This is a genomic window from Pseudescherichia sp., assembly GCF_032052675.1.
Taxonomy (GTDB): Bacteria; Pseudomonadota; Gammaproteobacteria; order Enterobacterales; family Enterobacteriaceae; genus Pseudescherichia.
Genome location: NZ_DAMBWA010000011.1, coordinates 103,242 through 128,474 on the forward strand (window position 1 = coordinate 103,242; position 25,233 = coordinate 128,474).

24 protein-coding genes are annotated in these 25,233 nt (G+C 57.3%); 12 read left to right on the top strand and 12 right to left on the bottom strand.

All coding sequences use genetic code 11. The features are described 5' to 3' along the window. Nucleotides 1-667 precede the first annotated feature (667 nt). On the bottom strand, nucleotides 668-862 hold the full coding sequence (locus RTX96_RS15320; protein WP_103818881.1) for a YfgG family protein: 195 nt from the start codon (nucleotides 860-862) through the stop codon (nucleotides 668-670). A gap of 350 nt (nucleotides 863-1,212) precedes the next feature. Between RTX96_RS15320 and RTX96_RS15325 the strand changes: the two genes are divergently transcribed. Continuing rightward, the gene (locus RTX96_RS15325) at nucleotides 1,213-3,552 is read left to right on the top strand and encodes an EAL domain-containing protein (RefSeq protein ID WP_312671501.1); all 2,340 of its coding nucleotides are present in this window, start codon (nucleotides 1,213-1,215) and stop codon (nucleotides 3,550-3,552) included. Here the strand turns inward: RTX96_RS15325 and ppx are convergent. From ppx to purM, 4 genes are all read right to left on the bottom strand, one after another. Beyond that, a complete protein-coding gene (gene ppx, locus RTX96_RS15330; RefSeq protein ID WP_312269042.1) occupies nucleotides 3,483-5,024 on the bottom strand; it encodes an exopolyphosphatase in 1,542 nt (513 codons plus the stop codon). The genes RTX96_RS15325 and ppx overlap by 70 nt on opposite strands. 3 nt (nucleotides 5,025-5,027) lie before the next feature. Next, entirely contained in the window at nucleotides 5,028-7,088 is a 2,061-nt protein-coding gene (gene ppk1 / locus RTX96_RS15335; RefSeq protein ID WP_103818884.1) for a polyphosphate kinase 1, read from the bottom strand. Nucleotides 7,089-7,253: 165 nt separating this feature from the next. Continuing rightward, entirely contained in the window at nucleotides 7,254-7,892 is a 639-nt protein-coding gene (gene purN, locus RTX96_RS15340) for a phosphoribosylglycinamide formyltransferase (protein WP_312269041.1), read from the bottom strand. Continuing rightward, nucleotides 7,889-8,926 carry a phosphoribosylformylglycinamidine cyclo-ligase gene (purM, locus tag RTX96_RS15345; RefSeq protein ID WP_103818886.1) on the bottom strand — a complete coding sequence of 346 codons (1,038 nt, stop codon included), beginning with the start codon at nucleotides 8,924-8,926 and terminating at the stop codon, nucleotides 7,889-7,891. Before purM ends, purN begins: the two co-directional genes overlap by 4 nt. Nucleotides 8,927-9,152: 226 nt before the next feature. Here purM and upp point away from each other — a divergent pair, with 226 nt between their 5' ends. The 3 genes from upp to RTX96_RS15360 all read left to right on the top strand — a co-directional run bounded on the left by upp (nucleotide 9,153) and on the right by RTX96_RS15360 (nucleotide 11,979). Continuing rightward, nucleotides 9,153-9,779: a uracil phosphoribosyltransferase gene (gene upp / locus RTX96_RS15350; protein ID WP_103818887.1), complete on the top strand. Its 627-nt coding sequence runs from the start codon at nucleotides 9,153-9,155 to the stop codon at nucleotides 9,777-9,779. Nucleotides 9,780-9,876: 97 nt separating this feature from the next. Beyond that, nucleotides 9,877-11,178: a uracil permease gene (uraA, locus tag RTX96_RS15355; protein ID WP_312671502.1), complete on the top strand. Its 1,302-nt coding sequence runs from the start codon at nucleotides 9,877-9,879 to the stop codon at nucleotides 11,176-11,178. Between the two features lie 99 nt (nucleotides 11,179-11,277). Beyond that, on the top strand, nucleotides 11,278-11,979 hold the full coding sequence (locus RTX96_RS15360; protein WP_103818889.1) for a DnaA inactivator Hda: 702 nt from the start codon (nucleotides 11,278-11,280) through the stop codon (nucleotides 11,977-11,979). A gap of 39 nt (nucleotides 11,980-12,018) precedes the next feature. On the opposite strand, the gene arsC is transcribed toward RTX96_RS15360, so the two are convergent. Together arsC and bepA are read right to left on the bottom strand one after the other, a co-directional pair. Further along, complete coding sequence (gene arsC / locus RTX96_RS15365; RefSeq protein ID WP_312671503.1) at nucleotides 12,019-12,375, bottom strand: arsenate reductase (glutaredoxin); 357 nt, start codon at nucleotides 12,373-12,375, stop codon at nucleotides 12,019-12,021. A gap of 12 nt (nucleotides 12,376-12,387) precedes the next feature. Then, nucleotides 12,388-13,851, bottom strand: a complete 1,464-nt coding sequence (bepA, locus tag RTX96_RS15370) for a beta-barrel assembly-enhancing protease (protein ID WP_103818891.1) — start codon at nucleotides 13,849-13,851, stop codon at nucleotides 12,388-12,390. A gap of 151 nt (nucleotides 13,852-14,002) precedes the next feature. Here bepA and RTX96_RS15375 point away from each other — a divergent pair, with 151 nt between their 5' ends. After that, a complete protein-coding gene (locus tag RTX96_RS15375) occupies nucleotides 14,003-15,064 on the top strand; it encodes an AI-2E family transporter (RefSeq protein WP_312671504.1) in 1,062 nt (353 codons plus the stop codon). 81 nt (nucleotides 15,065-15,145) lie between these two features. On the opposite strand, the gene bcp is transcribed toward RTX96_RS15375, so the two are convergent. Then, entirely contained in the window at nucleotides 15,146-15,616 is a 471-nt protein-coding gene (bcp, locus tag RTX96_RS15380; RefSeq protein WP_103818893.1) for a thioredoxin-dependent thiol peroxidase, read from the bottom strand. After that, entirely contained in the window at nucleotides 15,616-16,188 is a 573-nt protein-coding gene (locus RTX96_RS15385; RefSeq protein ID WP_268107176.1) for a glycine cleavage system transcriptional repressor, read from the bottom strand. Before RTX96_RS15385 ends, bcp begins: the two co-directional genes overlap by 1 nt. Nucleotides 16,189-16,345: 157 nt before the next feature. Here RTX96_RS15385 and dapA point away from each other — a divergent pair, with 157 nt between their 5' ends. The 6 genes from dapA (at nucleotide 16,346) to ypfH (ending at nucleotide 22,913) form a co-directional block, all read left to right on the top strand. After that, nucleotides 16,346-17,224: a 4-hydroxy-tetrahydrodipicolinate synthase gene (gene dapA / locus RTX96_RS15390; protein WP_103818895.1), complete on the top strand. Its 879-nt coding sequence runs from the start codon at nucleotides 16,346-16,348 to the stop codon at nucleotides 17,222-17,224. 16 nt (nucleotides 17,225-17,240) lie between these two features. Beyond that, nucleotides 17,241-18,272: an outer membrane protein assembly factor BamC gene (bamC, locus tag RTX96_RS15395; protein ID WP_312269039.1), complete on the top strand. Its 1,032-nt coding sequence runs from the start codon at nucleotides 17,241-17,243 to the stop codon at nucleotides 18,270-18,272. Nucleotides 18,273-18,389: 117 nt separating this feature from the next. Then, nucleotides 18,390-19,103: a phosphoribosylaminoimidazolesuccinocarboxamide synthase gene (gene purC / locus RTX96_RS15400; RefSeq protein WP_103818897.1), complete on the top strand. Its 714-nt coding sequence runs from the start codon at nucleotides 18,390-18,392 to the stop codon at nucleotides 19,101-19,103. A 127-nt stretch (nucleotides 19,104-19,230) separates the two neighbouring features. Continuing rightward, a complete protein-coding gene (locus RTX96_RS15405) occupies nucleotides 19,231-20,091 on the top strand; it encodes a neutral zinc metallopeptidase (protein ID WP_103818898.1) in 861 nt (286 codons plus the stop codon). A 24-nt stretch (nucleotides 20,092-20,115) separates the two neighbouring features. Then, nucleotides 20,116-22,137: a GNAT family N-acetyltransferase gene (locus RTX96_RS15410; protein ID WP_312671505.1), complete on the top strand. Its 2,022-nt coding sequence runs from the start codon at nucleotides 20,116-20,118 to the stop codon at nucleotides 22,135-22,137. Between the two features lie 77 nt (nucleotides 22,138-22,214). Next, nucleotides 22,215-22,913, top strand: coding sequence for an esterase (ypfH, locus tag RTX96_RS15415; RefSeq protein WP_103818900.1), 699 nt, complete (start codon nucleotides 22,215-22,217; stop codon nucleotides 22,911-22,913). A gap of 75 nt (nucleotides 22,914-22,988) precedes the next feature. Here the strand turns inward: ypfH and RTX96_RS15420 are convergent, their stop codons facing one another. The 3 genes from RTX96_RS15420 to RTX96_RS15430 are packed head-to-tail and all read right to left on the bottom strand — an operon-like array spanning nucleotide 22,989 to nucleotide 24,692. Next, nucleotides 22,989-23,177, bottom strand: a complete 189-nt coding sequence (locus tag RTX96_RS15420; RefSeq protein ID WP_103818901.1) for a YpfN family protein — start codon at nucleotides 23,175-23,177, stop codon at nucleotides 22,989-22,991. A gap of 27 nt (nucleotides 23,178-23,204) precedes the next feature. Beyond that, entirely contained in the window at nucleotides 23,205-24,332 is a 1,128-nt protein-coding gene (gene dapE / locus RTX96_RS15425; RefSeq protein WP_103818902.1) for a succinyl-diaminopimelate desuccinylase, read from the bottom strand. Between the two features lie 3 nt (nucleotides 24,333-24,335). Beyond that, nucleotides 24,336-24,692, bottom strand: a complete 357-nt coding sequence (locus RTX96_RS15430) for an ArsC family reductase (protein ID WP_103819459.1) — start codon at nucleotides 24,690-24,692, stop codon at nucleotides 24,336-24,338. 476 nt (nucleotides 24,693-25,168) lie between these two features. Between RTX96_RS15430 and ypfM the strand changes: the two genes are divergently transcribed. Next, the gene (ypfM, locus tag RTX96_RS15435) at nucleotides 25,169-25,228 is read left to right on the top strand and encodes a protein YpfM (RefSeq protein WP_100181659.1); all 60 of its coding nucleotides are present in this window, start codon (nucleotides 25,169-25,171) and stop codon (nucleotides 25,226-25,228) included. Nucleotides 25,229-25,233: the final 5 nt, after the last annotated feature.

Below are 25,233 nucleotides of genomic sequence, written 5' to 3' on the forward strand. Positions count from 1 at the left end.
TATACATCGAGGATTCTGTGATTGTTTAAGACCCACAGGGCTCATTGTTGGCCCTCTATACGATACTGTCGCGGAGCTCGGGAAATATGTTTATTGGTCGGCCGTTAACTCCCGATTAGTATTTTGCTTGTTAGCCTAGGGGGAGAGTCTTGTCGTCAATGCATATGACCTTTCATTGTAATCTATATCAAAGAAGCTATTGATATCGCACGCAAATGGTCTTGGACTTACAGTGCCACGCAGACAAGCCCCCCTAAATTAGGATATTTATCAATTCTATATGTTAATGGGTTACAATATTTAGCGAACAATTAGACGGTCAAGCCGGATACTCATAGCGCACAATGAGTTCGGCACATAACAAAATAAGACAATTGTGCTGCTTTGCCGCTCGCTGCTTTAAACTTTAACGTCCGCAAATCGCTTTTAGCGGACCTTCAGTTTTACAATGCTAAGTCCGATTCAGCAGTGAAATCGAAGAGTGGTCATTGCAAATGCAATGAGCAGATCTAAAGAATTTACGTAGGTCCTAACCATAGCCAAACCAAACCACCCATGCAGCTCACAACTCATCCTGCACAAACCTACCAACGCGCACCCAACTTCCCCAGCAACTGGAACCGTGATCCCTTCTGGAACTAATTCACCACTTAACGATCAAACCCCGTCAGCGTTGTGATGCTGTCGTGTCGACTGGCTGGCTAATCTGCTGTGACTGGGCTTTGTCCTGATGATGGTACCAGGCACCGATAGAGGAGTAGACGAAGCGTCCAAAGAAGAAGAAAAAGCTGATAAGCAATACGATACGAGTCAGGCGACTGTCAAGTCGCTGTCGTTTTCGCATACTGTGTGACTGGCTCACTAGAGGTTCCTACGGGTTAACCCGACGGGCGGGCGATTGGTGTATTAATGCACAGAGCGAAGCGCAGATCAATCAGCCGTTATGTAAAATTTCGTCAAAGAAAGCCTGTACTAAAACCATAATAATGAAATAATAACAAAGCGCATGAATTCTCAGAAAAAATTGCGCAAAGAAGAGAGAGCGGTGTTTTGCAAGGCGTACGGTCACTTGATCCAGGTCAATCGCAACCGTTTTTGCCGCACTAAACTCTTCACAAATATCACAGTCTGACCGACTCTATAATCTTCATGGTTAGCCTGGAACCCTGCCTGACACCGACTTCAGAACGCTGGGTTTTAAACTGAACATCGATGAGCTACGCGAAAATTTATAATCTCTATAAAGCTAAATGGTGGGCGCTGCCGCTCATCTTGCCCTTCCTGCTGCTGCCCCTCGCCCGCATGGTCAATACCTTTACCTGGGTCGCTGATGGCAGCGTGGTGCTCTATTATCTGCCGCTGTCGCTTTTTCTAAGCCTGATGCTCTTCTATGGCTGGGCGGCGCTGCCAGGCATTGTTCTCTCTCTGGCCTGGCACTACTATCCCCAGACCAGCGCCCCTGAGACGTTGCTTAAAATCCTCCATTTTATGGTGCCCATCGTGGTGAGCAGGGGCGGCTATCGCGTCTTCGTCACCCGACGGCACAATATCTCCTATGGCAATGCAGAGCTCACCGCGCAGCGTATGTTCTGGCAGGTCCTGTGCCCGGCGACCCTGTTCCTGCTGATTTTTCATACCGTCACCTGGCTTGGCCTGTATGACAAATACCAGGCCCTGACCGGTGTGACGCCGTTCAGCCTGCGCACGCTCATTAACTACCAGGCGCTGCTGGTCAGCGGCCTGACAGGAACGCCGTTCTGCTATCTGCTGCTCAGGGTGATCCACCATCCGCGTCACCTGAAGGGGTATCTCTCCCGCCTGCGACAGGATTTTGATCCAAAGGCGACCCGGTTGGAGGTCGTCGCCTGGTTTGCCGTCATTGCGCTGCTGATGGTGCTGATGCTCTCTCCGTGGAATGAGAGTGCCAGCATCTTCAGCACCAACTATACGCTGTCGCTGCTGCTTCCGGTGATGCTGTGGGGATCGATGCGCTATGGCTATCGCCTTATGTCTATCGTCTGGACACCGTTCATGATGGTGAGCATTCACTACTTCTACCGCTATACGCCGCTATCGCCGCACTACGATATTCAGCTGACAATCCTCTCGTCCAGCTACCTGGTGTTCTCATTTATCATCACCTGGATGTCGATGCTGGCCACGCGTCAGCGGGTAATGCACGAGCGGGTTAGCCGTCTGGCATGGCTTGACCCGGTGCTTAATATGCCGAACCTGCGGGCGCTCAACCGCGCCCTCGCAGATACCCCCTGGTCGGTGCTCTGCTTTTTACGCATCCCCGATCTGGAGCTGCTGGGGCGGCACTACGGTATAATGCTGCGCATTCAGTACAAGCAGATGCTGTCAGAATGGTTGCAGAAGAGCTTGCAAAGCAGTGAGTGCGTCTATCACCTGTCGGGGTATGACATTGTGCTCCGGCTCAATACTGAATCGCACGCGCTACGTATCGCGGAGCTGGATACGCTGATCAAGCAGTTCCGCTTCGCCTGGGATGGCATGCCGCTCCAGCCGCAGGTAGGGATGAGCTACTGCTACGTGCGTTCGCCGGTGTCGCATCTCTATTTGCTGCTGGGGGAGTTGAGCACCACGGCGGATCTCTCCCTGGAGACCCAACGGCCGGAAAGCCTTCAGCATCGCGGGGCGGTGAATTTGCAACGCAGCCTGAAGGGTAAGGTGGAGATGATGAATCGCCTGCAACGGGCGCTGGAAGCGGATCGCTTCTGCCTGATGGCTCAACCGATTGCTGGCGTACGCGGTGATGATTACCACGAGATATTGCTGCGGATGCCTGGCGACGATAACGAACTTATTGGCCCGGATGCGTTCCTGCCGGTAGCCCATGAGTTTGGTCTCGCCTCGCGCATCGACCTGTGGGTGATTGAACACACGCTACGTTTTATGGCGCACTACCGTGAAACAGAGCCGGGGGCGCGCTTCTCCATCAACCTGTCGCCTACCTCCGTCTGCCGGAGCAATTTTGCCCGTGAAGTCGCCGTGCTGCTTGAGCGCTACAACGTTGAGGCCTGGCAACTTATTTTTGAGGTCACCGAGAGTAACTCCTTGACCAATATTAATCAGGCAAACCAGACCCTGGGCCAGCTTCAGCAGCTGGGCTGCCGGGTCGCCATCGACGATTTCGGTACGGGCTATGCCAGCTATGCACGATTGAAAAACGTTAACGCCGATATTCTGAAGATCGACGGCAGCTTTATCCGCAACCTGACGTCCAACAGTCTCGACTACCAGATTGTGGCTTCTATCTGTCATTTGGCACGCATGAAAAAGATGCGGGTGGTAGCGGAGTACGTCGAGAGCGAAGAGGTACGCAGCGCTGCCGTTTCGCTGGGGATCGACTATCTGCAGGGGTATTTGATTGGCAAACCGGCCCCGCTTGAAACGCTGGGTGGCGATGCCCAGGCACTGTCAAAGCGCGCCTGGGCAGTAGAGGAGCAGGGCAGTGCGGATCAGGCCGCGACGCCTGAGGAGTGCTCCTCTTCGATCTTCAGCAGCCAGCCGGTGACCGCGCCCCAGTAATCCTGCTCTTTCTCCAGGTCCAGCAGCACCAGCGCGTTCTGGGTGAACCAGTCGCGCGGGAAGCTGAGGGTCCAGTGGTTATCGTCGGTAGTCAGACGCAGGGTCGGCGGGGTAGTGGTGGCCTGGCGCTGGTTGTTCAGCAGCACGCCGAGGCGCAGAAGCTGGATCAGCGGTAAGAACTGCTTCTTCTTGAACAGGGTAAAACGCGGCAGGTCGTCGAGCTTTATCCCTTTGCGGTGGAAGCGCACCAGGGTAGCCATCATCGACTGCTGCTCCTGATTAAAGCCCGGCAGGTCGCTGTTCTGCAGGATATAGGCCGAGTGACGGTGCATCCCGCTGTGGTTGATGTTCAGCCCAACCTCGTGCAGCATCGCCGCCCACTTCAGTAGCGCTGTGAGCTGTGGATTCGCCAGCTTCGGGTTCTGCGCTTCCCACTGTTCGTACATGTGGGTCGTCGTCTCCAGCACACGGCGGGCCTGCTCTCGATCGATGTTGTACTGGTTGGCAAGGCTCTGGGCCGTGCGGCTGCGGATATCCTGATGGCGGAAACGGCCCTCCATCTCATACAGCACCCCTTCACGCAGCGCGCCGTCGGAGAGACGCAGCTCGCGAATGGCCAGCGCGTCAAACACGCCGCAGAGAATAGCCAGCCCCGGCACGAAGACCGCCTTGCGCTCGTCGGAAAGCCCCGGCAGGTTAAGGGTGTCAAAGCTGGTGTGTTTCAGCACCTCGGCGACCAGCTTATCCAGCCGCTCGGGGGTGATGAAACCATCTTTCTCGCCCATTGCCAGCAGCACTTCATGAGCCGCCTTGATGCTGCCCGACGCGCCCAGCGCCACGTTCCAGCCCTGAATACGATATTGCCAGGTCAGGCTCTCCAGCTTCTGCACCGCTGCCATGCGTGCACGGTGGAAGTTTTCCCGATTAATGGTGCGGCCTGGGAAATAGGTTTGCGCGAAGCTGACGCAGCCCATGCGGCGGCTCTCAACCAGGATAGGTTGAAAATCTTCGCCGATCACCAGTTCCGTGGAGCCACCGCCGATATCAATAACCAGCTTGCGGCCTTTTTCCGGCTGCGTGTGCTCAACGCCCATAAAGATCAGTCGGGCCTCTTCGTTGCCGGAGATGATCTCAATCGGATAGGGGATGACCTGCTCTGCGCGCTTAAGGAAGTCAGCGGCGTTGGTAGCCTGGCGCAGGGTGTGCGTCCCAACAATGCAGACGTTGGCCGGGTCGAAGCCCTGCAGCCGCTCGGCAAACAGCGACAGGCAGCTCAGGCCGCGCTCAATCGCCTCTTCGCTCAGGACGCTGTTCTCATCCAGGCCGTCGGCCAGATGCACGCGCTGCTTGAGACGGCCAATGATCTGCATAGCGCCATCCACCACGCGGGCGATGACCATGTGGAAACTGTTCGAACCGAGATCGACTGCAGCAAACTCCTGCGGCCGTGGGGTATTGTCATTTATCGGCATAGATTAGTCTGGTTGTTCGAGTGATTTGATATAGTCGTAAATCGCCAGCTGCGCGCGAACCTTGCGGCGGTTGCCCCGTTGCACATAGCGATTACTCAATTCCTTGTCGATATACCGCGCCTTCACGGTATCGCTGAACAGAAGCTCAATGATGTCCAGCACGCGTTGCTTAAGGCGCGGATCGAGCAGCGGGGCCGCAACCTCAATGCGATAATCAATATTACGCGTCATCCAGTCGGCAGACGAGAGATAAACCTGCTTATCGCCACCGTTTTCGAAAATATAGATGCGATCGTGCTCCAGATAGCGGTCCACGATGCTGATCACCCGGATATTGTCGCTCAGACCTTCCAGCTCTGGGATCAGCGAACACATGCCGCGCACCAGCAGATTAACCGGCACGCCAGAGCCAGATGCAGCATACAGCCGATCCACCAGGCCTTTATCAACCAGGTTGTTAAGCTTCAGGGTGATCCCCGACGGCTGACCGTTTTGCGCATTGGCAATTTCACGGTCGATCATGTCATACAGCAGGCGGCGCGAGTTTTGCGGCGATACCAGCAGGTACTCGAAGTGTACCGGTCGGTAAGGGTTCTCGATAAAGTTAAACACCCGACGTACCTCGTTGGTAATACGTGCGTCGGCGGTCAGCAGAGAGTAGTCGGTGTAGAGCCGGGCCGTCTTCTCGTTAAAGTTACCGGTACCGATATGGGCGTAGCGCACTACCTCTTCCCCCTCTTTACGCGAGATGAGGAACAGCTTGGCGTGAATTTTCAGCCCCGGCGCGGAGAAGATCACGTGCGCCCCGGCCTCCGTCAGACGTTTCGCCCAGTGGATGTTGGCCTCTTCATCGAAGCGCGCCTGTAGCTCCACCACCACGGTCACTTTCTTGCCGTTGTGCGCGGCGTGGATCATCGCGTCGATGATGCGTGAATCTTTCGCCACGCGGTAGATGTTGATCTTGATCGCCAGCACGTTAGGATCGAACGAGGCCTGACGCAGCAGCTCCAGCACGTGCTCAAAGGTGTGGTACGGGTAGTAGAGCAGCACGTCCCGCTCGCGAATGGCGTCAAAACCGTTGCGGAAGTTATCGAACCAGATATGGCGCAGGCGCGGCAGCGGCTTGTTGACCAGGTTAGCTTTGCCCACGTTAGGGAAGCTAATGAAGTCTTTGAAGTTGTGGTAGCGGCCGCCCGGTACGATGGAGTCATAGCGCGAGATGGTCAGCTTCTCGCGTAGCATCTCAACCATTGCGTCAGGCATATCGCGCTGGTAGACAAAACGCACCGGCTCGGCGGTAAGGCGCTGCTTCAGGCTGGAGGACATCAGCTCCATCAGGCTCGACTCCATCTCGTGCACCAGGTCGTACTCGGCGTCACGGGTCATCTTCATCGAATAGGCATTCAGCGCATCGTAGTCAAAGAAGCCATAGAAGATGTCATCCAGGCAGTAGCGCAGAATGTTATCCAGCAGGATCATCGGCTTACGGCGGCGCGGCGTCTCCGGCGGCAGGTTGACGAAGCGTGGCACCTTGTCCGACGGGATCTCCAGCAGCGCATAGCGAATGGTTTCTCCGCGAATAATTTCTACCGCCAGATAGGTGTAGTCATCCTTCAGGAACTGCACCAGGTCGGTTTCGCGGTTGATCAGGATCGGCGTGATGTGCTGGCGCAGGTAGTGTTTGAAGTAGTGACGCAGCCAGGTTTGCTGATTTTCGGAGAGCTGGCGTTCGTTGATCAAGAAGATCTGGTTGCGGGCCATCTCCAGCAGCAGGTCGTTATACAGGCCGTTAAACTCCTGATCGGCTTTCAGTACGCGGGTCTGGATCTTACCGAGCAGGTGTCGGGAGTGGGCGTTGGAGCCTTGCTCTTCGCTGATGATGATCCGGCGCTTCAGCTCAGCAAAGCGCACCTTGTAGAACTCATCAAGGTTGTTGGAGTAGATGCCCAGGAAACGCATTCGCTCAATAAGAGGGTTGCTCTTGTCAGCGGCTTCCTGAAGCACGCGTTCGTTGAACGCTAACCAGCTTAATTCTTTTTCGATGTATAGCTTTTCCTGACCCATTACAACTCACACTCCGGTTCAATCTCGGGACGTGGCAAATCCATCTCAGCCTTTATTATGGTGAGAATTACCACAGCTTGTCCAATTGTGACAGATAAGTATGACAGTAATCTGATAATGCGGAGGTTATTGCCGGACGGTGCAGGCTGTCCGGCAAGAGAGGCTCTACTCTGCGGCGTGTCCTTGCGGGGGGAGCTGGACGCCATCAAGCCATGCGGCACCCTCGCGCATCGCCAGACGGCCATCAATAAACCAGCTCACCACCAGCGGATAGATGGCGTGCTCCTGGGTCTGGACGCGATCGGTCACGTCCTCCTCGCTGTCGCCGGGGAATACCGGGACTTTGGCTTGCAGGATCACCGGTCCGCCGTCCAGCTCGTCGGTCACGAAATGCACGGAGGTGCCGTGCTCTTCGTCGCCGTTAGCCAGCGCCTGACGGTGGGTATGCAGACCGGGATATTTTGGCAGCAGGGAGGGGTGAATGTTCAGCAGGCGGCCCTGATAGTGGGCGACAAACGCCGGGCTGAGAATGCGCATATAGCCTGCCAGGACTACCAGATCCGGGGCGTAGGCGTCGATCTCCATCATCAGCTCACGGTCAAACGCCTCACGGCTGGCAAACTGGTCAGCCGTGATGGCGTGGGCCGCAATGTCGGCCTCACGCGCGCGTTGCAGGCCGAACGCGTCGGCCTTGTTACTGAATACCGCACGGATAGTGGCGTTAATTCTCTTCTGCGCGCAGGCGTCGATAATTGCCTGCAGATTGCTTCCGTTACCGGAAATGAGCACCACTATGTTTTTCATTCGATGACCACGCGCTCGCTGGAATCAGAGGCTTTAATCATACCGATTTTCCAGGCCTTTTCACCTTTCGCGTTCATCAGTTCAATCGCCTTATCCGCATCCTGAGCAGAAAGCGCGATGACCATGCCAACGCCGCAGTTAAAGGTGCGGTACATCTCGTGCTGGCTCACGTTGCCCGCCTGCTGCAGCCAGTTGAATACGGAGGGCCACTGCCAGCTGGACTCGTCAATTACTGCCTGGGTGTTGTCCGGCAGCACGCGCGGAATGTTCTCCCAGAAGCCGCCGCCGGTGAGGTGGGCGATGGCGTGAACGTCAACGTTGGCAATCAGCTCAAGAATGTTCTTCACGTAGATGCGGGTGGGGGCCAGGAGGTGATCCGCCAGCGATTTACCGTCGAGCTGGGTGGTTTCCGGATCGCAACCGCTGACCTCTACGATTTTGCGCACCAGCGAGTAGCCGTTAGAGTGCGGGCCGCTGGAGCCAAGGGCGATCAGCACGTCGCCGTCGGTGACCTTAGAGCCGTCGATGATTTCCGCTTTCTCAACCACGCCGACGCAGAAGCCCGCAACGTCATAATCTTCGCCGTGGTACATGCCCGGCATCTCCGCGGTTTCGCCGCCGACCAGCGCACAGCCGGACTGCAGGCAGCCTTCCGCGATGCCGTTGATGACGCTGGCAGCGGTGTCGACGTCCAGCTTACCGGTGGCGTAGTAGTCGAGGAAGAAGAGCGGCTCAGCACCCTGAACCACCAGGTCGTTAACGCACATGGCTACCAGGTCGATGCCGATAGTGTCATGACGCTTGAGATCCATCGCCAGGCGCAGCTTTGTACCCACGCCGTCAGTACCGGAAACCAGCACCGGCTCACGATATTTTTGCGGCAGCGCGCACAGCGCACCGAAGCCACCCAGTCCACCCATCACTTCCGGGCGGCGAGTTTTCTTCACTACGCCTTTGATTCGGTCAACCAGTGCATTACCTGCGTCAATATCAACACCGGCATCTTTGTAGCTGAGAGAGGTTTTATCGGTCACTGCTTGGATCCCCACATGGCGATAGAAATAAAATTCGGCGCAATTCTAACAGTCAAGGCAAACGTTTGCGAGTCCATTATTCATGGCTCTCCGAGATCGTTGCGATATACTGATTTTCAATCTGATTGATCGGGATCAACCCTCTACCTATAGCGCAACGGAAAAAAAGCGGTATAATCCGGCGATTTTTTTTGTGGCTGCCAACTGTCTGGGGAAGGAGAAGAGTATGAAGATCGTGGAAGTAAAACACCCACTCGTCAAACACAAGCTGGGACTGATGCGTGAGCATGACATCAGCACCAAACGCTTTCGTGAACTCGCCTCTGAAGTAGGCAGCCTGCTGACCTATGAAGCGACCGCCGATTTGGAAACCGAGAAGGTGACCATTGAAGGCTGGAACGGTCCGGTAGAAGTAGAGCAGATCAAAGGTAAAAAAATTACCGTGGTGCCGATCCTGCGTGCCGGTCTGGGGATGATGGAAGGGGTGCTGGAGCACGTTCCGAGCGCCCGCATCAGCGTAGTCGGCGTCTACCGCGACGAAACTACCCTCGAGCCGGTGCCTTACTTCCAGAAACTGGTATCCAACATCGACGAGCGCATGGCGCTTGTGGTTGACCCGATGCTGGCGACCGGTGGCTCAATGATCGCCACCATCGACCTGCTGAAAAAAGCGGGCTGCACCAGCATTAAGGTGCTGGTGCTGGTTGCCGCCCCGGAAGGCGTGGCCGCGCTGGAGAAGGCGCATCCGGATATTGAACTCTATACCGCATCGGTCGATCAGGGCCTTAACGAGCACGGGTACATTATTCCTGGGCTCGGCGATGCCGGCGACAAGATTTTTGGTACCAAGTAATTGAATAAATGAAAAAGAGCCGACTTTGATAGTCGGCTTTTTTTTGAATAAAAGACGCAGTTCGCCTTATACAAAACATAACTCAGAGGAAAACACTATGACGCGCCGTGCTATCGGGGTGAGTGAAAGACCGCCGCTTTTACAGACAATCCCGCTTAGTTTGCAGCACCTGTTCGCCATGTTTGGCGCAACCGTGCTGGTGCCAATCCTGTTTCACATTAACCCGGCTACCGTACTGCTGTTCAACGGTGTCGGCACGCTGCTCTATCTCTTTATCTGTAAAGGTAAGATTCCTGCCTATCTGGGTTCCAGCTTCGCATTTATCTCCCCGGTGCTGCTCCTGCTGCCGCTCGGTTATGAGGTTGCGCTCGGCGGGTTTATTATGTGCGGCGTGCTGTTCTGCCTGGTGTCGTTTATCGTCAAGCAAGCGGGCACCGGCTGGCTGGACGTGATGTTCCCTCCGGCGGCGATGGGTGCGATCGTGGCCGTTATCGGCCTTGAGCTGGCGGGCGTTGCCGCCAACATGGCGGGCCTGCTGCCAGCAGAAGGGCAGTCAGCAGACAGCAAAACGGTGATCATCTCTCTGGTGACGCTGGGCGTAACCGTGTTTGGCTCAGTGCTCTTCCGCGGTTTCCTTGCCATTATCCCGATCCTGATCGGCGTGCTGGCAGGCTATGCGCTGTCGTTCGCGATGGGCGTGGTGGATACTACCCCGATCGCCCAGGCGCACTGGTTTGCTCTGCCTACCTTCTACACCCCGCGTTTTGAGTGGTTCGCCATCTTCACCATCCTACCTGCGGCGCTGGTGGTGATTGCCGAGCATGTCGGTCACCTGGTGGTCACGGCCAACATCGTCAAGCGCGACCTGATCCGCGACCCGGGCCTGCACCGCTCAATGTTTGCCAACGGCTTCTCCACCATTATCTCCGGCTTCTTCGGCTCCACGCCGAACACCACCTACGGCGAGAACATCGGCGTGATGGCGATTACCCGCGTCTACAGCACCTGGGTCATCGGCGGGGCGGCGATCATTGCCATTCTGCTCTCCTGCGTCGGCAAGCTGGCGGCGGCTATCCAGATCATACCGGTTCCGGTGATGGGGGGCGTCTCGCTGCTGCTCTACGGGGTGATCGGCGCATCCGGTATTCGCGTGCTGATTGAGTCCAGGGTGGACTACAGCAAAGCGCAGAACCTGATCCTCACCTCGGTGATCCTGATCATCGGCGTCAGCGGCGCGAAGGTGCACATCGGCGCGGCAGAGTTAAAAGGCATGGCGCTGGCGACCATCGTCGGCATCGGCCTGGCGCTGATCTTCAAGCTGATCAGCGTCCTGCGCCCGGAAGAAGAGGTGATTGACGTCAAAGAGGACGACGTTACCCCGCACTCATCTGGAAATTAAACCGATCTGGAAAGTGAACCGGGCATCGCGCCCGGTTCAAACCGCGCATCGTTTTGTGGTAAACTCGCTGCGTTTTCCGTAAGCCCTGTTGAGGTATCTCTGAACGCACCGGCGCAGCTCTCTCTGCCACTCTATCTTCCCGACGATGAAACCTTTGCCAGTTTCTGGCCGGGTGATAACCCCTCTCTGTTGGCGGCTGTGCAAAACGTGCTGCGTCAGGATCATAGCGGATACATCTACTTCTGGTCGCGGGAAGGTGCGGGGCGCAGCCATCTGCTGCATGCGGCCTGTGCCGAGCTCTCCGCGCGCGGCGATGCCGTCGGCTATGTGCCACTCGATAAGCGCACCTGGTTCGTACCGGAGGTGTTGGACGGTATGGAGCAGCTCTCGTTGGTCTGTATCGATAATATTGAGTGTATCGCCGGGGACGATCCCTGGGAGATGGCCATCTTCAATCTCTACAACCGCATTCTGGAATCAGGCCGCACGCGCCTGCTGATCACCGGCGATCGGCCGCCGCGCCAGCTCAATTTACACCTCGCGGATCTCGCTTCGCGCCTCGACTGGGGGCAGATCTACCGGCTTCAGCCGCTGTCGGATGAGGATAAGCTGCTGGCGTTGCAGCTGCGTGCCCGCCAGCGCGGCTTCGAGCTGCCGGAGGACGTATGTCGTTTTCTGCTGAAAAGGCTGGATCGCGAGATGCGTACGCTATTTGAGACGCTCGATCAGCTTGATCGCGCCTCGATTACCGCCCAGCGCAAGCTGACGATCCCGTTTGTGAAAGAAATTTTGAAGCTGTGATATCGCCGGGCGGCACTGCGTTTGCCCGGCCTACAGCGCCTACAGAAGCTCTAACACCTGTTCCGGCGGTCGGCCAATGCGTGCCTGGCCGCGCTTCACCACAATCGGGCGCTCGATAAGCTTTGGATTCTCAACCATCGCCTGAATCAGCGCCTCTTCCGAAAGAGTGCTGTCCGCCAGGTTTAGCGAACGATAGAGATCCTCTTTCTGCCGCATCAGATCGCGGGCGCTGGTTAAGTTGAGCATCTGCAGCAGGTCACGCAGCGTGGCCGCATCCGGCGGCGTCTCCAGGTAGAGCACCACCTGCGGCTCGACGCCGTGGGTTTTCAGCAGGCTCAGCGTCTCGCGGCTCTTCGAGCAGCGGGGATTATGGTAGATAGTGACCGCGTCGGACATACACTCTCCTGATTACATTTTGGTATAGGGCTTAAAGCGTTCCTGCATCTGCCGCAGCTGGTCGATACGGGCGTCGTAACGCGCCTGCTGCATGCTGCCCAGCTTCACCTGCGCGCTGGCGCTGCCCAGCAGCGAGATAGCCTGATCCAGCTGGCCATTCAGCGCCAGACCTTCAGCACGGGCGGCCAGCTCCTGATCGCGATGACCGAGCGTTCCCTCAGCTTGCGCCAGCAACTCCCAGCCGTTGGTATCATCTTTGTAGTTAAAGGTGTAGCGGTTAAGGATCTTCTCCGCCTCGCTTGCCTGGCCGCTCTGTAAATAGGCGTTGGCGAGGTTGAGCTGCAATACCGGGTCGGTTTTTAATCTGGGCGCGTTTTTAAGCCGGTTGATGGCCTGATCAAACTTTTTCTGCCCAAGATCGATATCGGTCGCCAGGTCGATATACCAGCTGTTGTCCGGCTCTGCGCTCAGCAGCGGCTGCAGCGCCTGGCTGGCAGCAGGATAGTTGCTGCCCTCCATCGCGAGCAGCGCCCGGCCATACTGGGCGGCACGCTGCTCGCGCACGTTGCCCTTGGCCCAGGCATCCAGCAAATCGTTGGTGAGCTGATTGCGCCCATTGTTATACATCCCCAGCGTACGTGCCTTCGCCATGTAAAAATCTTCTGAGGAGTGGACCACAACCGGACGCATCTGGTTGGCACGGTTGCGCGTATCAGAGAGACGGCTCTCCGGCAGCGGGTGGGTGAGCAGTATCTCCGGCGGGCGTGAGGCGTAGCGGGCCTGGTCGAGCAGTTTTTCAAGGAAGGTCGGCATCGCCTGCGGATCGAACCCCGAGCGCTGTAGCACCTGAATGCCGATGCGGTCCGCCTCCTGCTCGTTCTGCTGGGTAAAGGTGATCATCCCCTGCCGGGTGCCGGCCAGCGTACCGGTTAGCGCCGCCATCCCCGCCTGCGGGCTGGCCATTGCCAGCAGAATAGAGCCTAACGCCCCCGCCCAGGTCAGCGGTGCGCTGTTTTTCTGATCCTCCATCGCCCGCGCCAGGTGGCGCTGGGTGACGTGGGAAATTTCGTGCGCCATGACCGAGGCCAGCTGGCTTTCGTTATCGGCATAGCGGAAGAGCGCCGAGTGCAGCACCACGTTGCCGCCAAAGAAGGCGAAGGCGTTGATCTCGTCATTATTAATTAAGTAGAAGTGGAACGGGGTGCGCACCGAGTTAGCGTGGGCGACAAGGCGCATTCCCAGACTATTAATGTACTGCACCAACAGGGGATCGTTAATCAGCGGGGCACTGCCGCGCAGCTGGCGAACATAGTAGTCACCCATCTGCAGCTCCTGGGCAATGGACAGCGTGCTGCCCGCCGAGGTGCCCATATCCGGCAGGTTATCCGCAGAATCAGCAAAGACCGGGGCGGCCTGGCCCAGCGTCAGGGTAGCAATCAGGGTGGCAACCAGCGTTTTTCTCAACGTCCTGAACATAACCTCAATCCTGTATGGCGAGCGTGATGAACATCTTAATCAATTGATACGTAAGTTTCCTGCGGCAGCGTCGAAAAGCGAAGTCTTTTTTGTTTCACTTCGATACAATTCATCTGGAAAACCCACCAGGGACCTATAGATAAGGTAAGTTATGCTCGAAATGTTAATGCAGTGGTATCGCCGTCGCTTTAGCGATCCGGAGGCGATTGCGCTGCTGGTCATTCTGCTGGCAGGGTTTAGTATCCTGTTCTTTTTCAGCGGGCTACTGGCCCCGCTGCTGGTCGCTATTGTGCTGGCCTATCTGCTGGAGTGGCCAACCGCCCGGCTGGAAAACGTTGGCTGCTCACGCACCGTCGCCGCCAGCATCGTGCTGGTGGTGTTTGTCGGCATTCTGCTGCTGATGGCCTTCGTGGTGATGCCTGTCGCCTGGCAGCAGGGCATTAATCTGATCCGTGATATGCCCGGCATGCTCAACAAGCTCTCTGATTTTGCCGCCAGGCTGCCGGAGCGCTATCCGGCGCTAATGGACGCGGGCATTATCGACGCTATGGCGGAGAACATGCGCACCCGCATGCTGAGTTTAGGCGATTCGGTGGTCAAGTACTCCGTTGCCTCGCTGGTGGGGCTACTGACGCTCGCGGTCTATCTGGTACTGGTGCCGCTGATGGTCTTCTTCCTGGTCAAGGACAAGGAGCAGATGCTCAACGCCGTGCGCCGCGTGCTGCCGCGCAACCGCGGCCTGGCAGGGCAGGTGTGGGTAGAGATGAACCAGCAGATCACCAACTATATTCGCGGCAAAGTGCTGGAGATGATCGTCGTCGGCGTGGCGACGTGGATTGGCTTTGTTCTCTTCGGCCTTAACTACTCGCTGCTGCTAGCCGTACTGGTGGGCTTCTCGGTGCTCATCCCCTACATCGGCGCGTTTGTGGTGACCCTGCCGGTGGTCGGCGTGGCGCTGTTTCAGTTTGGCCTGGGAACAGAGTTCTGGAGCTGCTTTGCAGTCTATCTGATCATTCAGGGGCTGGACGGCAACCTGCTGGTGCCGGTGCTCTTCTCGGAGGCGGTGAATCTGCATCCGCTGGTGATTATTCTCTCGGTGGTGATCTTTGGCGGACTGTGGGGCTTTTGGGGCGTGTTCTTTGCAATTCCGCTCGCCACGCTGATCAAAGCCGTGGTGCATGCGTGGCCGGATAATCCGGTTATTGAAGAGTAGGGCGCGATTACCGGGTGGCGCTGCGCTTACCCGGCCTACACAATCGTAGGTCCGTGCAAGCGCAGCGCCGCCTGGCGGGAATTACGCGTTTTGTTGCAGCCAGTTCAGCACGATATCGTGGTGGTTGCTGGTTTTAAAATCGTTGAACACGTGCTCAACGACCCCGTCAGCGCCAATCAAAAAGCTGATGCGGTGAATGCCATCATAGGTTTTCCCCATAAATGACTTCTCACCCCAGACGCCAAACTGCTCGCAGACCTGATGGTCTTCATCGGACAGCAGCGTAAAGTTCAGCAGCTCTTTTTCAGCAAAGCGGGAGAGCTTTTCCGGCTTGTCGGTGCTGATGCCCAGCACTTCCACACCGATTTTCTTTAGATCGTCCATGTTATCGCGTAGGCCACAGGCCTGAACGGTACAGCCTGGGGTCATGGCTTTCGGGTAGAAATAGACCAATACACGCTGTCCCTGGAAGTCGGCCAAATTAACTTGTTCTCCGTCTTGATCCGGCAAGCTAAATTTCGGTGCGGTATCACCGGCTTTCAGTGGATTCATCACTTCACTCCATCCTGTTCATCGTTCTGGGAATAGTTGACGACATTTATACTGCCCTGCGCATTTAATTCTGTACATAGTACTTTAAAAGCTTGTTCAATTTTTGCCGCATCTTCTAACGCCGGGCTATGGGCCGTAATTTGTATAAAGAGCTGGGCGGCCGTGTCGGCCTGAGCAGGCTGGGTGCGGGAGACCAGCTCGGCAATATTCATCTGATGCGCATCGAACAGGGCGGTGAAGCGCTCGATCAGGTGCGGGGAGTCCGCCACCTCAACCTGCACCCACACCGTGGCGGGCAGCGCCGCGCCGGGCCTGGCGGTGGTGCGTTTCATGACGATCAGCAGATCCAACTCCGCGCCCTTCAGCGGCAGCGTGGATTCAATCAACGCTATCGCGTTCCATGAACCGGAAAGCAGCATGATAAAGGTGAACTCTTCCCCGAGCATCGCCAGCCGGCTATCTTCGATATTACAGCCGCAGCTGCTCACGTGACGGGTGATCGTGTTGACGATACCAGGTCTGTCGACACCTAGCGCAGTGATAACCAGATAATGTTGTGATGAAGGGGTCAAACCTGTTCTTCCTGTAGATGCTTCGCTAACTGTTTCGGTAATCCTAAGGAAAGCATAAAAAAAACCGGCATACAACCGCCGGAACGCCTCGCGTCGCTTGCTTTTATTACAGCACCAAACGTACCATTGAGAATCTTGTTTGCACAGAGGATGGCCCATGTTCACGGGAAGTATTGTCGCGCTTGTTACACCGATGGATGATAAAGGTAATGTCTGCCGGTCAAGCCTGAAGAAACTGATTGATTATCATGTCGCCAGCGGAACCTCGGCGATTGTATCGGTAGGCACTACCGGTGAGTCCGCCACGCTGAGCCATGAGGAACATGGTGACGTCGTGATGCTGACGCTGGAGCTGGCCGACGGGCGCATCCCGGTTATCGCAGGAACCGGCGCAAACGCCACCGCCGAAGCGATAAGCCTTACCCAGCGCTTCAACGACAGCGGCGTAGTGGGCTGCCTGACGGTAACGCCTTACTACAACCGTCCGACTCAGGAAGGGCTGTTCCAGCACTTTAAAGCCATCGCGGAACACACTGATCTGCCGCAAATTCTGTATAATGTACCTTCGCGTACCGGTTGCGATATGCTGCCTGAAACGGTGGGTCGTCTGGCGAAAGTGAACAATATTGTCGCAATCAAAGAGGCTACCGGGAACTTAAGTCGTGTTCACCAGATCAAAGAGCTGGTTTCAGATGACTTTGGTCTTCTGAGCGGTGACGACGCCACCGGGCTGGACTTTATGCAGCTTGGTGGTCATGGTGTGATCTCCGTGACCGCCAACGTGGCCGCACGCGACATGGCAGAGATGTGCCGTCTGGCTGCTGAAGGGCAGTTTAGCGAAGCGCGGGTGATTAACCAGCGTCTGATGCCGTTACACAACAAACTATTTGTCGAACCCAATCCTATCCCGGTGAAATGGGCATGTAAGGAGTTGGGGCTTGTGGCGACCGACACGCTGCGTCTGCCGATGACGCCGATTACCGACCACGGTCGTGAGGCTGTTACCGCTGCGCTTAAGCACGCCGGTTTGCTGTAAAGTTTAGGGAGATTTGATGGCTTACTCAGTACAGAAGTCGCGCCTGGTGAAGGTAGCGAGTGTTTCGCTTGTTATGCTGCTCGCTGCCTGTAGTTCGGACTCGCGCTATAAGCGCCAGGTTAGCGGTGATGAATCCTATCTGGATGCCGCGCCGCTTGGTGAACTTCACGCGCCTGCTGGCATGATCCTGCCGGTGCAGAACGGTGACTACAACATTCCAGTCGCCAACGGCAGCGGTGCCGTCGGTAAAGCGCTGGATATCCGCCCACCGGCCCAGCCGCTGGCGCTGGTAACAGGGGCTCGCACCCAGTTTACCGGTGATACCGCAACGCTGCTGGTAGAGAACGGCAACCGCACCACGCTGTGGCCGCAGGTAGTAAGCATCGTTCAGGGCAACAACTACGCGATTGATAAACGCGACGACGCCGCGCAGACGCTGACCACCGGTTGGGTCGACTGGAACCGTCTCGACGAAGATCAGCAGTACCGTGGCCGTTATCAAATCTCGGTTAAACCGCAGGGCTATCAGCAGGCGGTTGTCGTGAAGCTGATGAACCTGGAGCAGGCTGGCAAGCCGGTGGCCGATACCGCCTCGCTGCAGCGTTACAGCACCGAAATGCTGAATGCGATCTCCGCCGGGCTGGATAAAACCGCGACTGCGGCTCAGAACGCCGCCCAGAACCGCTCCGCCGCCACCCTCGACGTTCAGAGCGGTGCCGACGATACCGGTCTGCCAATGCTGGTAGTCCGTGGGCCGTTTAACGTTGTCTGGCAGCGCCTGCCCGCTACCCTTGAGAAAGTGGGCATGAAGGTAACCGACTCCACGCGCTCAACCGGCAGCATGGCGGTGACCTACAAGCCGCTCTCTGACAGCGACTGGCAGGCGCTTGGCGCGCGCGATCCGGGTCTCACCTCCGGCGACTATAAGCTGCAGGTAGGCGATCTCGATAACCGCAGCAGCCTGCAGTTTATCGATCCGAAAGGGCACACCCTCACCCAAGCGCAAAACGACGCGCTGGTGGCCGTTTTCGAAGCTGCATTCAAGTAAAAAATCAGGCCGGATTGCTCCGGCCTTTTTTATCAGGGTAGACGCAAACGTGTGCGTAGCGGATAATGGCCGCAATAAGTCCTCAAATCATCACACCTGGAACCTGGAGTAACAAAGATGCAAAAGCAAGCTGAGTTGTATCGTGGCAAAGCGAAGACCGTATACAGTACGGAAAACCCGGACCTGTTGGTGCTCGAATTCCGCAATGATACGTCAGCAGGGGATGGCGCGCGCATTGAACAGTTCGATCGTAAGGGCATGGTGAACAACAAGTTCAACCACTTCATTATGAGCAAGCTGGAAGAGGCGGGTATCCCAACACAGATGGAGCAGCTGCTCTCCGATACCGAATGTCTGGTGAAAAAGCTGGAGATGGTCCCGGTAGAGTGCGTTATCCGTAACCGCGCCGCAGGTTCGCTGGTGAAGCGTCTGGGTATTGAAGAGGGAATGATACTGAATCCGCCTCTCTTCGATCTGTTCCTCAAAAATGATGAAATGCACGACCCGATGGTTAACGACTCCTACTGCGAAACCTTCGGCTGGGTGAATCAGAAGAACCTGGCGCGCATGAAAGAGCTCACCTACAAGGCCAACGACGTACTGACCAAGCTGTTCGACGACGCGGGTCTGATCCTGGTGGACTTCAAGCTGGAGTTTGGCCTGTTCAACGGCGAAGTGGTGCTGGGCGATGAGTTCTCCCCGGATGGCAGCCGCCTGTGGGACAAAGAGACGATGGATAAAATGGACAAAGACCGCTTCCGCCAGAGCCTGGGGGGCGTGATCGAAGCCTATGAAGCCGTGGCCCACCGTCTCGGCGTGAAACTGGATTAATTCAGCCTTTCACCTTTAGCCGGAGGCGTTCCCCACTCCTCCGGCCTGTTACAGCACCTTTCTTATGGTAATCCTGCCCTTAACCGCCTACGATCAATCATATTATTAAAATATCTCTGAGGTGATTATGCGTTGGCAAGGGCGTCGCGAAAGTAATAACGTTGAAGACAGGCGTAGCGAATCAGGTAGCCCGCTGGGCGGCCGCGGGCTGCGTTTGCCCCGGGGTAAAGGCGGGATCATTCTGCTGATCATTGTCGTGATTGGTGGCTATTACGGCGTGGATTTAACCGGGCTGCTCACCGGCCAGCCTATCTCACAGCCGGGGACCCAGCAGGTGGCCACTCCCCAGGAGAATGAGGCGGCGAAGTTTACCCGCGTCATTTTTGCGACTACCGAAGAGACGTGGACCCAGCTGTTTGAGAAAATGGGCCGCACCTATCAGCAGCCTACCCTGGTAATGTACCGTAACTATACCCAGACCGGCTGCGGTACCGGCCAGTCGGTCATGGGGCCGTTCTACTGCCCGGCGGACGGCAAAGTCTATATCGATCTCTCCTTCTACGATGAGATGAAGAGCAAGCTCGGCGCGGCGGGCGACTTCGCCCAGGGCTATGTCATTGCCCACGAAGTGGGTCACCACGTGCAGAAGCTGCTGGGCATCGAACCGAAAGTGCGCCAGCTGCAGCAAAACGCTTCCCAGGTTGAGGTTAACCGTCTGTCGGTGATGATGGAGCTGCAGGCAGACTGCTTCGCTGGCGTCTGGGGCCGCAGTATGCAGCAGCAGGGCGTGATGGAGGAGGGCGACCTGCAGGAGGGGTTGAACGCCGCCGAAGCGATTGGGGACGATCGTCTCCAGCAGCAGAGCCAGGGCCGGGTGGTGCCGGATAGCTTTACCCACGGCACCTCCGAACAGCGTTACACCTGGTTTAAACGTGGCTTTGATACGGGTGACGTCGCCCAGTGCAACACCTTTGGCAAAAATCTGTAGGGCTGCATTTTCGGGAACAGTGACATGGAGCGTTTAATTGCCCTAAGCGCGCAGATGGCGCGCGAGGGCATCCGCCGCCTGCTGGTTATCAGTGGGGAAGCGACGTGGTGTGCCCAGCAGGCTAACGCATTAATTACCACCCAGGACGCGCTGTGGGTGGGCGATGAGCAGGATGCCTCCCAGGCGGCGCACCACTGCCATCCTCGGGCGCTCACTACGCTGCTGGGCCGCGAGTTCAGCCATGCCGTTTTTGATGCCCGTAGGGGTTTTGACGTTGCTGCCTTTGCGGCGCTCGGCGGCACGCTACGGGCTGGCGGTTGGCTTGTCCTGCTGACACCTGCGCTTTCCCGCTGGGCAGCGCTCCCCGACGCCGACGCCTGCCGCTGGAGCGATACCGCTCAGCCCATCGCCACTCCACGCTTTATCGACCACTTTTGCCGCACGTTACAGGAGAATGGTGAGGCGATCCTCTGGCAGCAGGGGCAGCCTCTCACGCTGCCTGATTTCGCAACGCGTCCCGCGTGGCAGCCGGCCAGCGGGGCGCCGGAGCGGGAGCAGGCTGCGATCCTCGCTGAATTAAAAGCTATGTCGCCTGGCGTCATGGTGGTGACCGCCCCGCGCGGGCGCGGCAAGTCGGCGTTGGCGGGAATGCATCTCCGCTATTTGCAGGGCAACGCCATCGTCACCGCCCCGACCCGGGCCGCCACCGACGTGCTGGCGCAGTTTGCCGGGGACGCAGTTAACTTTATTCCTCCTGATGCGTTGCTCCAGCGACTGGTTGATGGCGACCCGGATCGTCCTGACTGGCTGCTTGTGGATGAGGCGGCGGCGATACCTGGCCCGCTGCTGCGACAGCTGATTGCCGGATTCAGTCGGGTTCTGCTCACCACGACCGTGCAGGGCTACGAGGGGACAGGGCAGGGCTTCTTGCTGAAGCTCTGCGCCGGGCTGGATCATCTGCACTATGCCAGACTTACCACGCCGCTACGCTGGGCCAGCGGCTGCCCGCTGGAAGCCTTCATCAGCGATCTGCTGCTGTTTGATGATGCCGCTCCCGGTTCGGCTCCAGGCGCTGAATACCGTATTTCTCCTCTCACGCAGGATACCTGGCTCACCTCCCCCGAGCGGGCTACCGCGCTCTACCGCCTGCTGGCTAGCGCCCACTACCGAACCTCGCCTCTCGATCTGCGGCGGATGATGGACGCCCCAGGCCAGCGCTTCTGGCAGGCGCTGGCCGGCGAGCAGCCCATCGCCGCGCTGTGGCTGGTGGAAGAGGGGGGACTCTCTCCCGCGCTTAGCCAGGCGGTGTGGGCGGGATTCCGGCGGCCGCGCGGCAATCTTGTCGCTCAATCGCTGGCGGCACACGGTGCCAGCCCGCTGGCGGCCACGCTGGTGGGGTGTCGTATTAGCCGTATTGCCGTTCACCCGACGCGTCAGCGGGAGGGCATCGGCCAGCGGCTCATTGCCGAGGCGTATGCCCACTGCGCAGGCTGCGACTATCTTTCGGTAAGCTTCGGCTATACCCGCGAGCTGTGGCGGTTCTGGCAGCGCTGCGGTTTTCAGCTGGTGCGGCTGGGCAGCTATCGTGAAGCCAGCAGCGGCTGCTACACGGCGATGGCCATCCTGCCGCTCACCCCTGCGGCAGAGGCGCTGGTGGCGACAGAGCAGCGCAGACTGGCGAGAGATCTGCCCTGGCTGGCCCCCTGGCGTGACGAAAAGTTACCCCTACCGCCGGGGGAGCCGACTACCCTTAATAGTGATGACTGGCACGAGCTGGCGGGTTTTGCTTTTGCCCATCGTCCGCTCTCGGCCGCCACCGGTGCGCTCAGTCGTCTGCTGATGAGCAGTGACCTGCCGCTGGCAGCGCTGCGCAGCCAGCTGGAGCAGCATCTCAGCGAGGCACAGGCCTGCCAGCGTTTGGGGCTGGCCGGACGTAAGGCATTGCTGGCCGCCCAGCGAAAAGAGGCGGCAGAGGCGCTGACTTCTCTGGATAGTGAGCGGACAGCGCAGAGCCGACAGCAGGTGGTAAACCTGCAATTTTTTTAACTAACTCATTCAGTTAAATGGCATGGTCATCGCCGCCGTGCGGCGTAAACTTACCTCAACGCTATAAGGAGACCGCCATGAAACATGACTATCATGTCGTACAACGCCCGGATAAACCGGCCAGCCAGCTGCTGCTACTGTTTCACGGCGTCGGCGATAATCCGGTCGCGATGGGGCAGGTCGGCACCGGCTTTGCCGCCCGTTTTCCGGACGCACTGATCGTCAGCGTTGGTGGGGCTGAACCCTGTGGCCCCGCGCCGGCGCGGCAGTGGTTCTCTGTCCAGGGCGTGACGGAGGAGGATCGCCAGGGACGCGTGGACGCTATTATGCCCACCTTTATCGAGACGGTTCGCTACTGGCAGCACGAAAGCGGGCTGGGGCCGCAGGCCACGGCGCTGATCGGCTTTTCGCAGGGGGCAATCATGGCGCTGGAGGGGGTAAAAGCCCAGCCGGATCTGGCGTCGCGGGTGATCGCCTTTAGCGGTCGCTTTGCCAGTCTGCCTGCGACTATCAGCGCTGCGGTCACTATCCACCTGATCCACGGCGGTGAGGATCGGGTGATTGAGCTGGCACATGCCGTGGCTGCTCAGGAGGCGCTGTTACAGGCCGGGGGTGATGTGACGCTGGATATCGTTGACGATGTCGGACACGCGATCAGCCACGAGAGTATGCAGCTGGCGCTGGACCGTCTGAGCTATACCGTGCCGAAGCACTATTTTGATGAGGCGCTGAGCGGCGGCAAGTTCAACGACGACGATATTGTCGAGTTTATGTAGAGTTGTAGGTCGGGCAAGCCTGGCGCCGCCCGACATAACAACACGTAATGCCCGGTGGCGCTACGCTTACCGGGCCTACTTCTTCTTCGGCCAGTCGTCTTCGTCGTCCCACTTATCGTTAAAGTCGCGATGCGGGGGCAGATCGGGCTTGTTGGCGAGAAATTTTTTATGGTCGACGCGCTTGAGGTCTTTAATGACGTTCAGCAGCACGCCCACCAGGAAAACCAGTACCAGAATCCACCAGTATTTAGCCAGCCATTCCATGCTCATGTCCTCATTCAGAAACGCCTATTATGCAACGAGCCGTTCCATAATGCGTTGATACATACGGGCCAGCAGCTGCAGATCGGCGGCGTTTACGCATTCGTTAATTTTATGAATGGTCGCATTCACCGGCCCCAGTTCCACCACCTGAGCACCCATCCGCGCGATAAAACGCCCGTCCGAGGTTCCGCCCGTGGTTAACAGCTGCGGTTCAATTTCATTATAGTGCGCAATCGACTTCACTACCGCATCCACCAGCTTGCCGCGCGAGGTCAGGAACGGCTGGCCGGAAACCCACCACTCAACGCTGTAGCGCAGCTGATGTTTATCCAGCAAGGCTGCAACGCGGGCCTTGATCGCCTCGTCGGTAAGCTCGGTGCTGAAGCGGAAGTTAAACTGCACCTTCAGGTCACCGGGGATCACGTTGTTGCTGCCGGTACCGGCCTGAATATTGGCGATCTGCATGCTGGTCGGCGGGAAGAATTCGTTACCCCGATCCCACTCGATGGCCACCAGCTCGTTAAGCATCGGGGCTGCGCGGTGTACCGGGTTGTCCGCCAGGTGCGGGTAGGCCACGTGGCCCTGCACGCCGTGAATAGTCAGGTTGCAGGTCATCGAACCGCGACGCCCGTTTTTTACCACGTCGCCCACGACTTCGGTACTGGAGGGTTCGCCTACCAGGCAGTAGTCGAGGCGTTCGTTACGCGCCATCAGCGCCTCTACGACCTTCACCGTGCCATGAGTCGCGCTAGCCTCTTCGTCGGAGGTGATCAGGAAAGCCAGTCGACCTTTATGGTGCGGATGCTGGGCGACGAAGCGCTCGGCGGCTACCACCATCGCGGCCAGGGAGCCTTTCATGTCGGCCGCGCCACGGCCATACAGCATCCCGTCACGAATGGTGGGTTCAAACGGCGGATTGATCCAGCGGTCGACGTCACCAGCGGGGACCACGTCGGTATGACCGGCAAACGCCAGCGTCTCGCCCTGGCCGCGCCATGCCCAGAAGTTTTGCGTGTCGCCAAAATCCATCCGTTCAACGGTAAAGCCGATAGCGCGCAGGCGTTCGATCATTAACGCCTGGCATCCTGCGTCGTCGGGACTGAGAGAAGGGCGGCGAATAAGCTGTTGGGTCAGCTCAATAACCGGGCATGACATAGACTACACCTCGTTAAAATAGCGCTCGTAGCTGGTTTCTTTGAAACCCAGCAGCATAGGCTTACCGGGCGCGCAGAGCAATGGGCGTTTGATAATTGCAGGCATTTCAAGCATCAACTCTGCCGCTGCAGGGGCATTTTGAATGCTTTCCCGCCGTGCTTCCTCCAGCTTGCGCCAGGTTGTGCCCCGGGTGTTTAGCAGCGCTTCCCATCCCAGTTCAGCCATAAAAGTATCGAGCAGGGCTGCATCCAGCCCGTCGGCCCGGTAGTCATGGAAACGGTAGGCTATCTGCTGCTCATCGAGCCAGCGACGCGCCTTCTTAACGGTGTCGCAATTTTTGATGCCATACAGTACTGGCAGCGCATCTGATGAAAAGTTATTCATAAAATTTCACTTTCTAAGCAGGAAAAGAGAGAGTATTACCCAAACTGCCGTGGGGGTGAATCATTTTGTTTTAGTTTCGGTTTAGTACTCAGCTATTTTGAATAATGAGGATCTATTAGAGAAAATAGGCGGCGAGCGGGCCTTAATATATTTGTCTGCTAATTAAATTGCGTGTTGCGCAATATATGCCCAGACTCTTGCCCAGCAATTATTTTGTAACGCCAGGCCAACGAAAGCGCAAATTTGCGAGACACGTCACGCTCGCGAAACGTTTCGCTGCCCGTTTTTAGGAATGTTGCTATATGTCACATTTTCTTACATGTCGTTGCGTCATAGTCTATTCAAGCCCAACAAATAACGCGGAGGTGGCCAATCATAGCAATTGATTTAAGGTCTCTTCACAGCAATGGCGATTTTTTGTAGAATACTAATAATAATTAGACGAGGTTTTTATGATTGAGCATGAACTGGGGAACTGGAAAGATTTTATCGAAGGTATGCTTCGTAAATAATTCCG

Bases quoted from the DNA above. Each gene is read 5' to 3' on its own strand.
- upp (WP_103818887.1), top strand. From the start codon at position 9,153: ATGAAGATCGTGGAAGTAAAACACCCACTCGTCAAACACAAGCTGGGA.
- dapA (WP_103818895.1), top strand. From the start codon at position 16,346: ATGTTCACGGGAAGTATTGTCGCGCTTGTTACACCGATGGATGATAAA.
- dapE (WP_103818902.1), bottom strand. From the start codon at position 24,332: ATGTCATGCCCGGTTATTGAGCTGACCCAACAGCTTATTCGCCGCCCT.
- arsC (WP_312671503.1), bottom strand. From the start codon at position 12,375: ATGTCCGACGCGGTCACTATCTACCATAATCCCCGCTGCTCGAAGAGC.
- ypfH (WP_103818900.1), top strand. From the start codon at position 22,215: ATGAAACATGACTATCATGTCGTACAACGCCCGGATAAACCGGCCAGC.
- RTX96_RS15405 (WP_103818898.1), top strand. From the start codon at position 19,231: ATGCGTTGGCAAGGGCGTCGCGAAAGTAATAACGTTGAAGACAGGCGT.
- ppk1 (WP_103818884.1), bottom strand. From the start codon at position 7,088: ATGGGTCAGGAAAAGCTATACATCGAAAAAGAATTAAGCTGGTTAGCG.
- ppx (WP_312269042.1), bottom strand. From the start codon at position 5,024: ATGCCGATAAATGACAATACCCCACGGCCGCAGGAGTTTGCTGCAGTC.
- purC (WP_103818897.1), top strand. From the start codon at position 18,390: ATGCAAAAGCAAGCTGAGTTGTATCGTGGCAAAGCGAAGACCGTATAC.
- uraA (WP_312671502.1), top strand. From the start codon at position 9,877: ATGACGCGCCGTGCTATCGGGGTGAGTGAAAGACCGCCGCTTTTACAG.
- RTX96_RS15410 (WP_312671505.1), top strand. From the start codon at position 20,116: ATGGAGCGTTTAATTGCCCTAAGCGCGCAGATGGCGCGCGAGGGCATC.
- RTX96_RS15420 (WP_103818901.1), bottom strand. From the start codon at position 23,177: ATGGAATGGCTGGCTAAATACTGGTGGATTCTGGTACTGGTTTTCCTG.
- bepA (WP_103818891.1), bottom strand. From the start codon at position 13,851: ATGTTCAGGACGTTGAGAAAAACGCTGGTTGCCACCCTGATTGCTACC.
- purN (WP_312269041.1), bottom strand. From the start codon at position 7,892: ATGAAAAACATAGTGGTGCTCATTTCCGGTAACGGAAGCAATCTGCAG.
- RTX96_RS15375 (WP_312671504.1), top strand. From the start codon at position 14,003: ATGCTCGAAATGTTAATGCAGTGGTATCGCCGTCGCTTTAGCGATCCG.
- bamC (WP_312269039.1), top strand. From the start codon at position 17,241: ATGGCTTACTCAGTACAGAAGTCGCGCCTGGTGAAGGTAGCGAGTGTT.
- bcp (WP_103818893.1), bottom strand. From the start codon at position 15,616: ATGAATCCACTGAAAGCCGGTGATACCGCACCGAAATTTAGCTTGCCG.
- RTX96_RS15325 (WP_312671501.1), top strand. From the start codon at position 1,213: ATGAGCTACGCGAAAATTTATAATCTCTATAAAGCTAAATGGTGGGCG.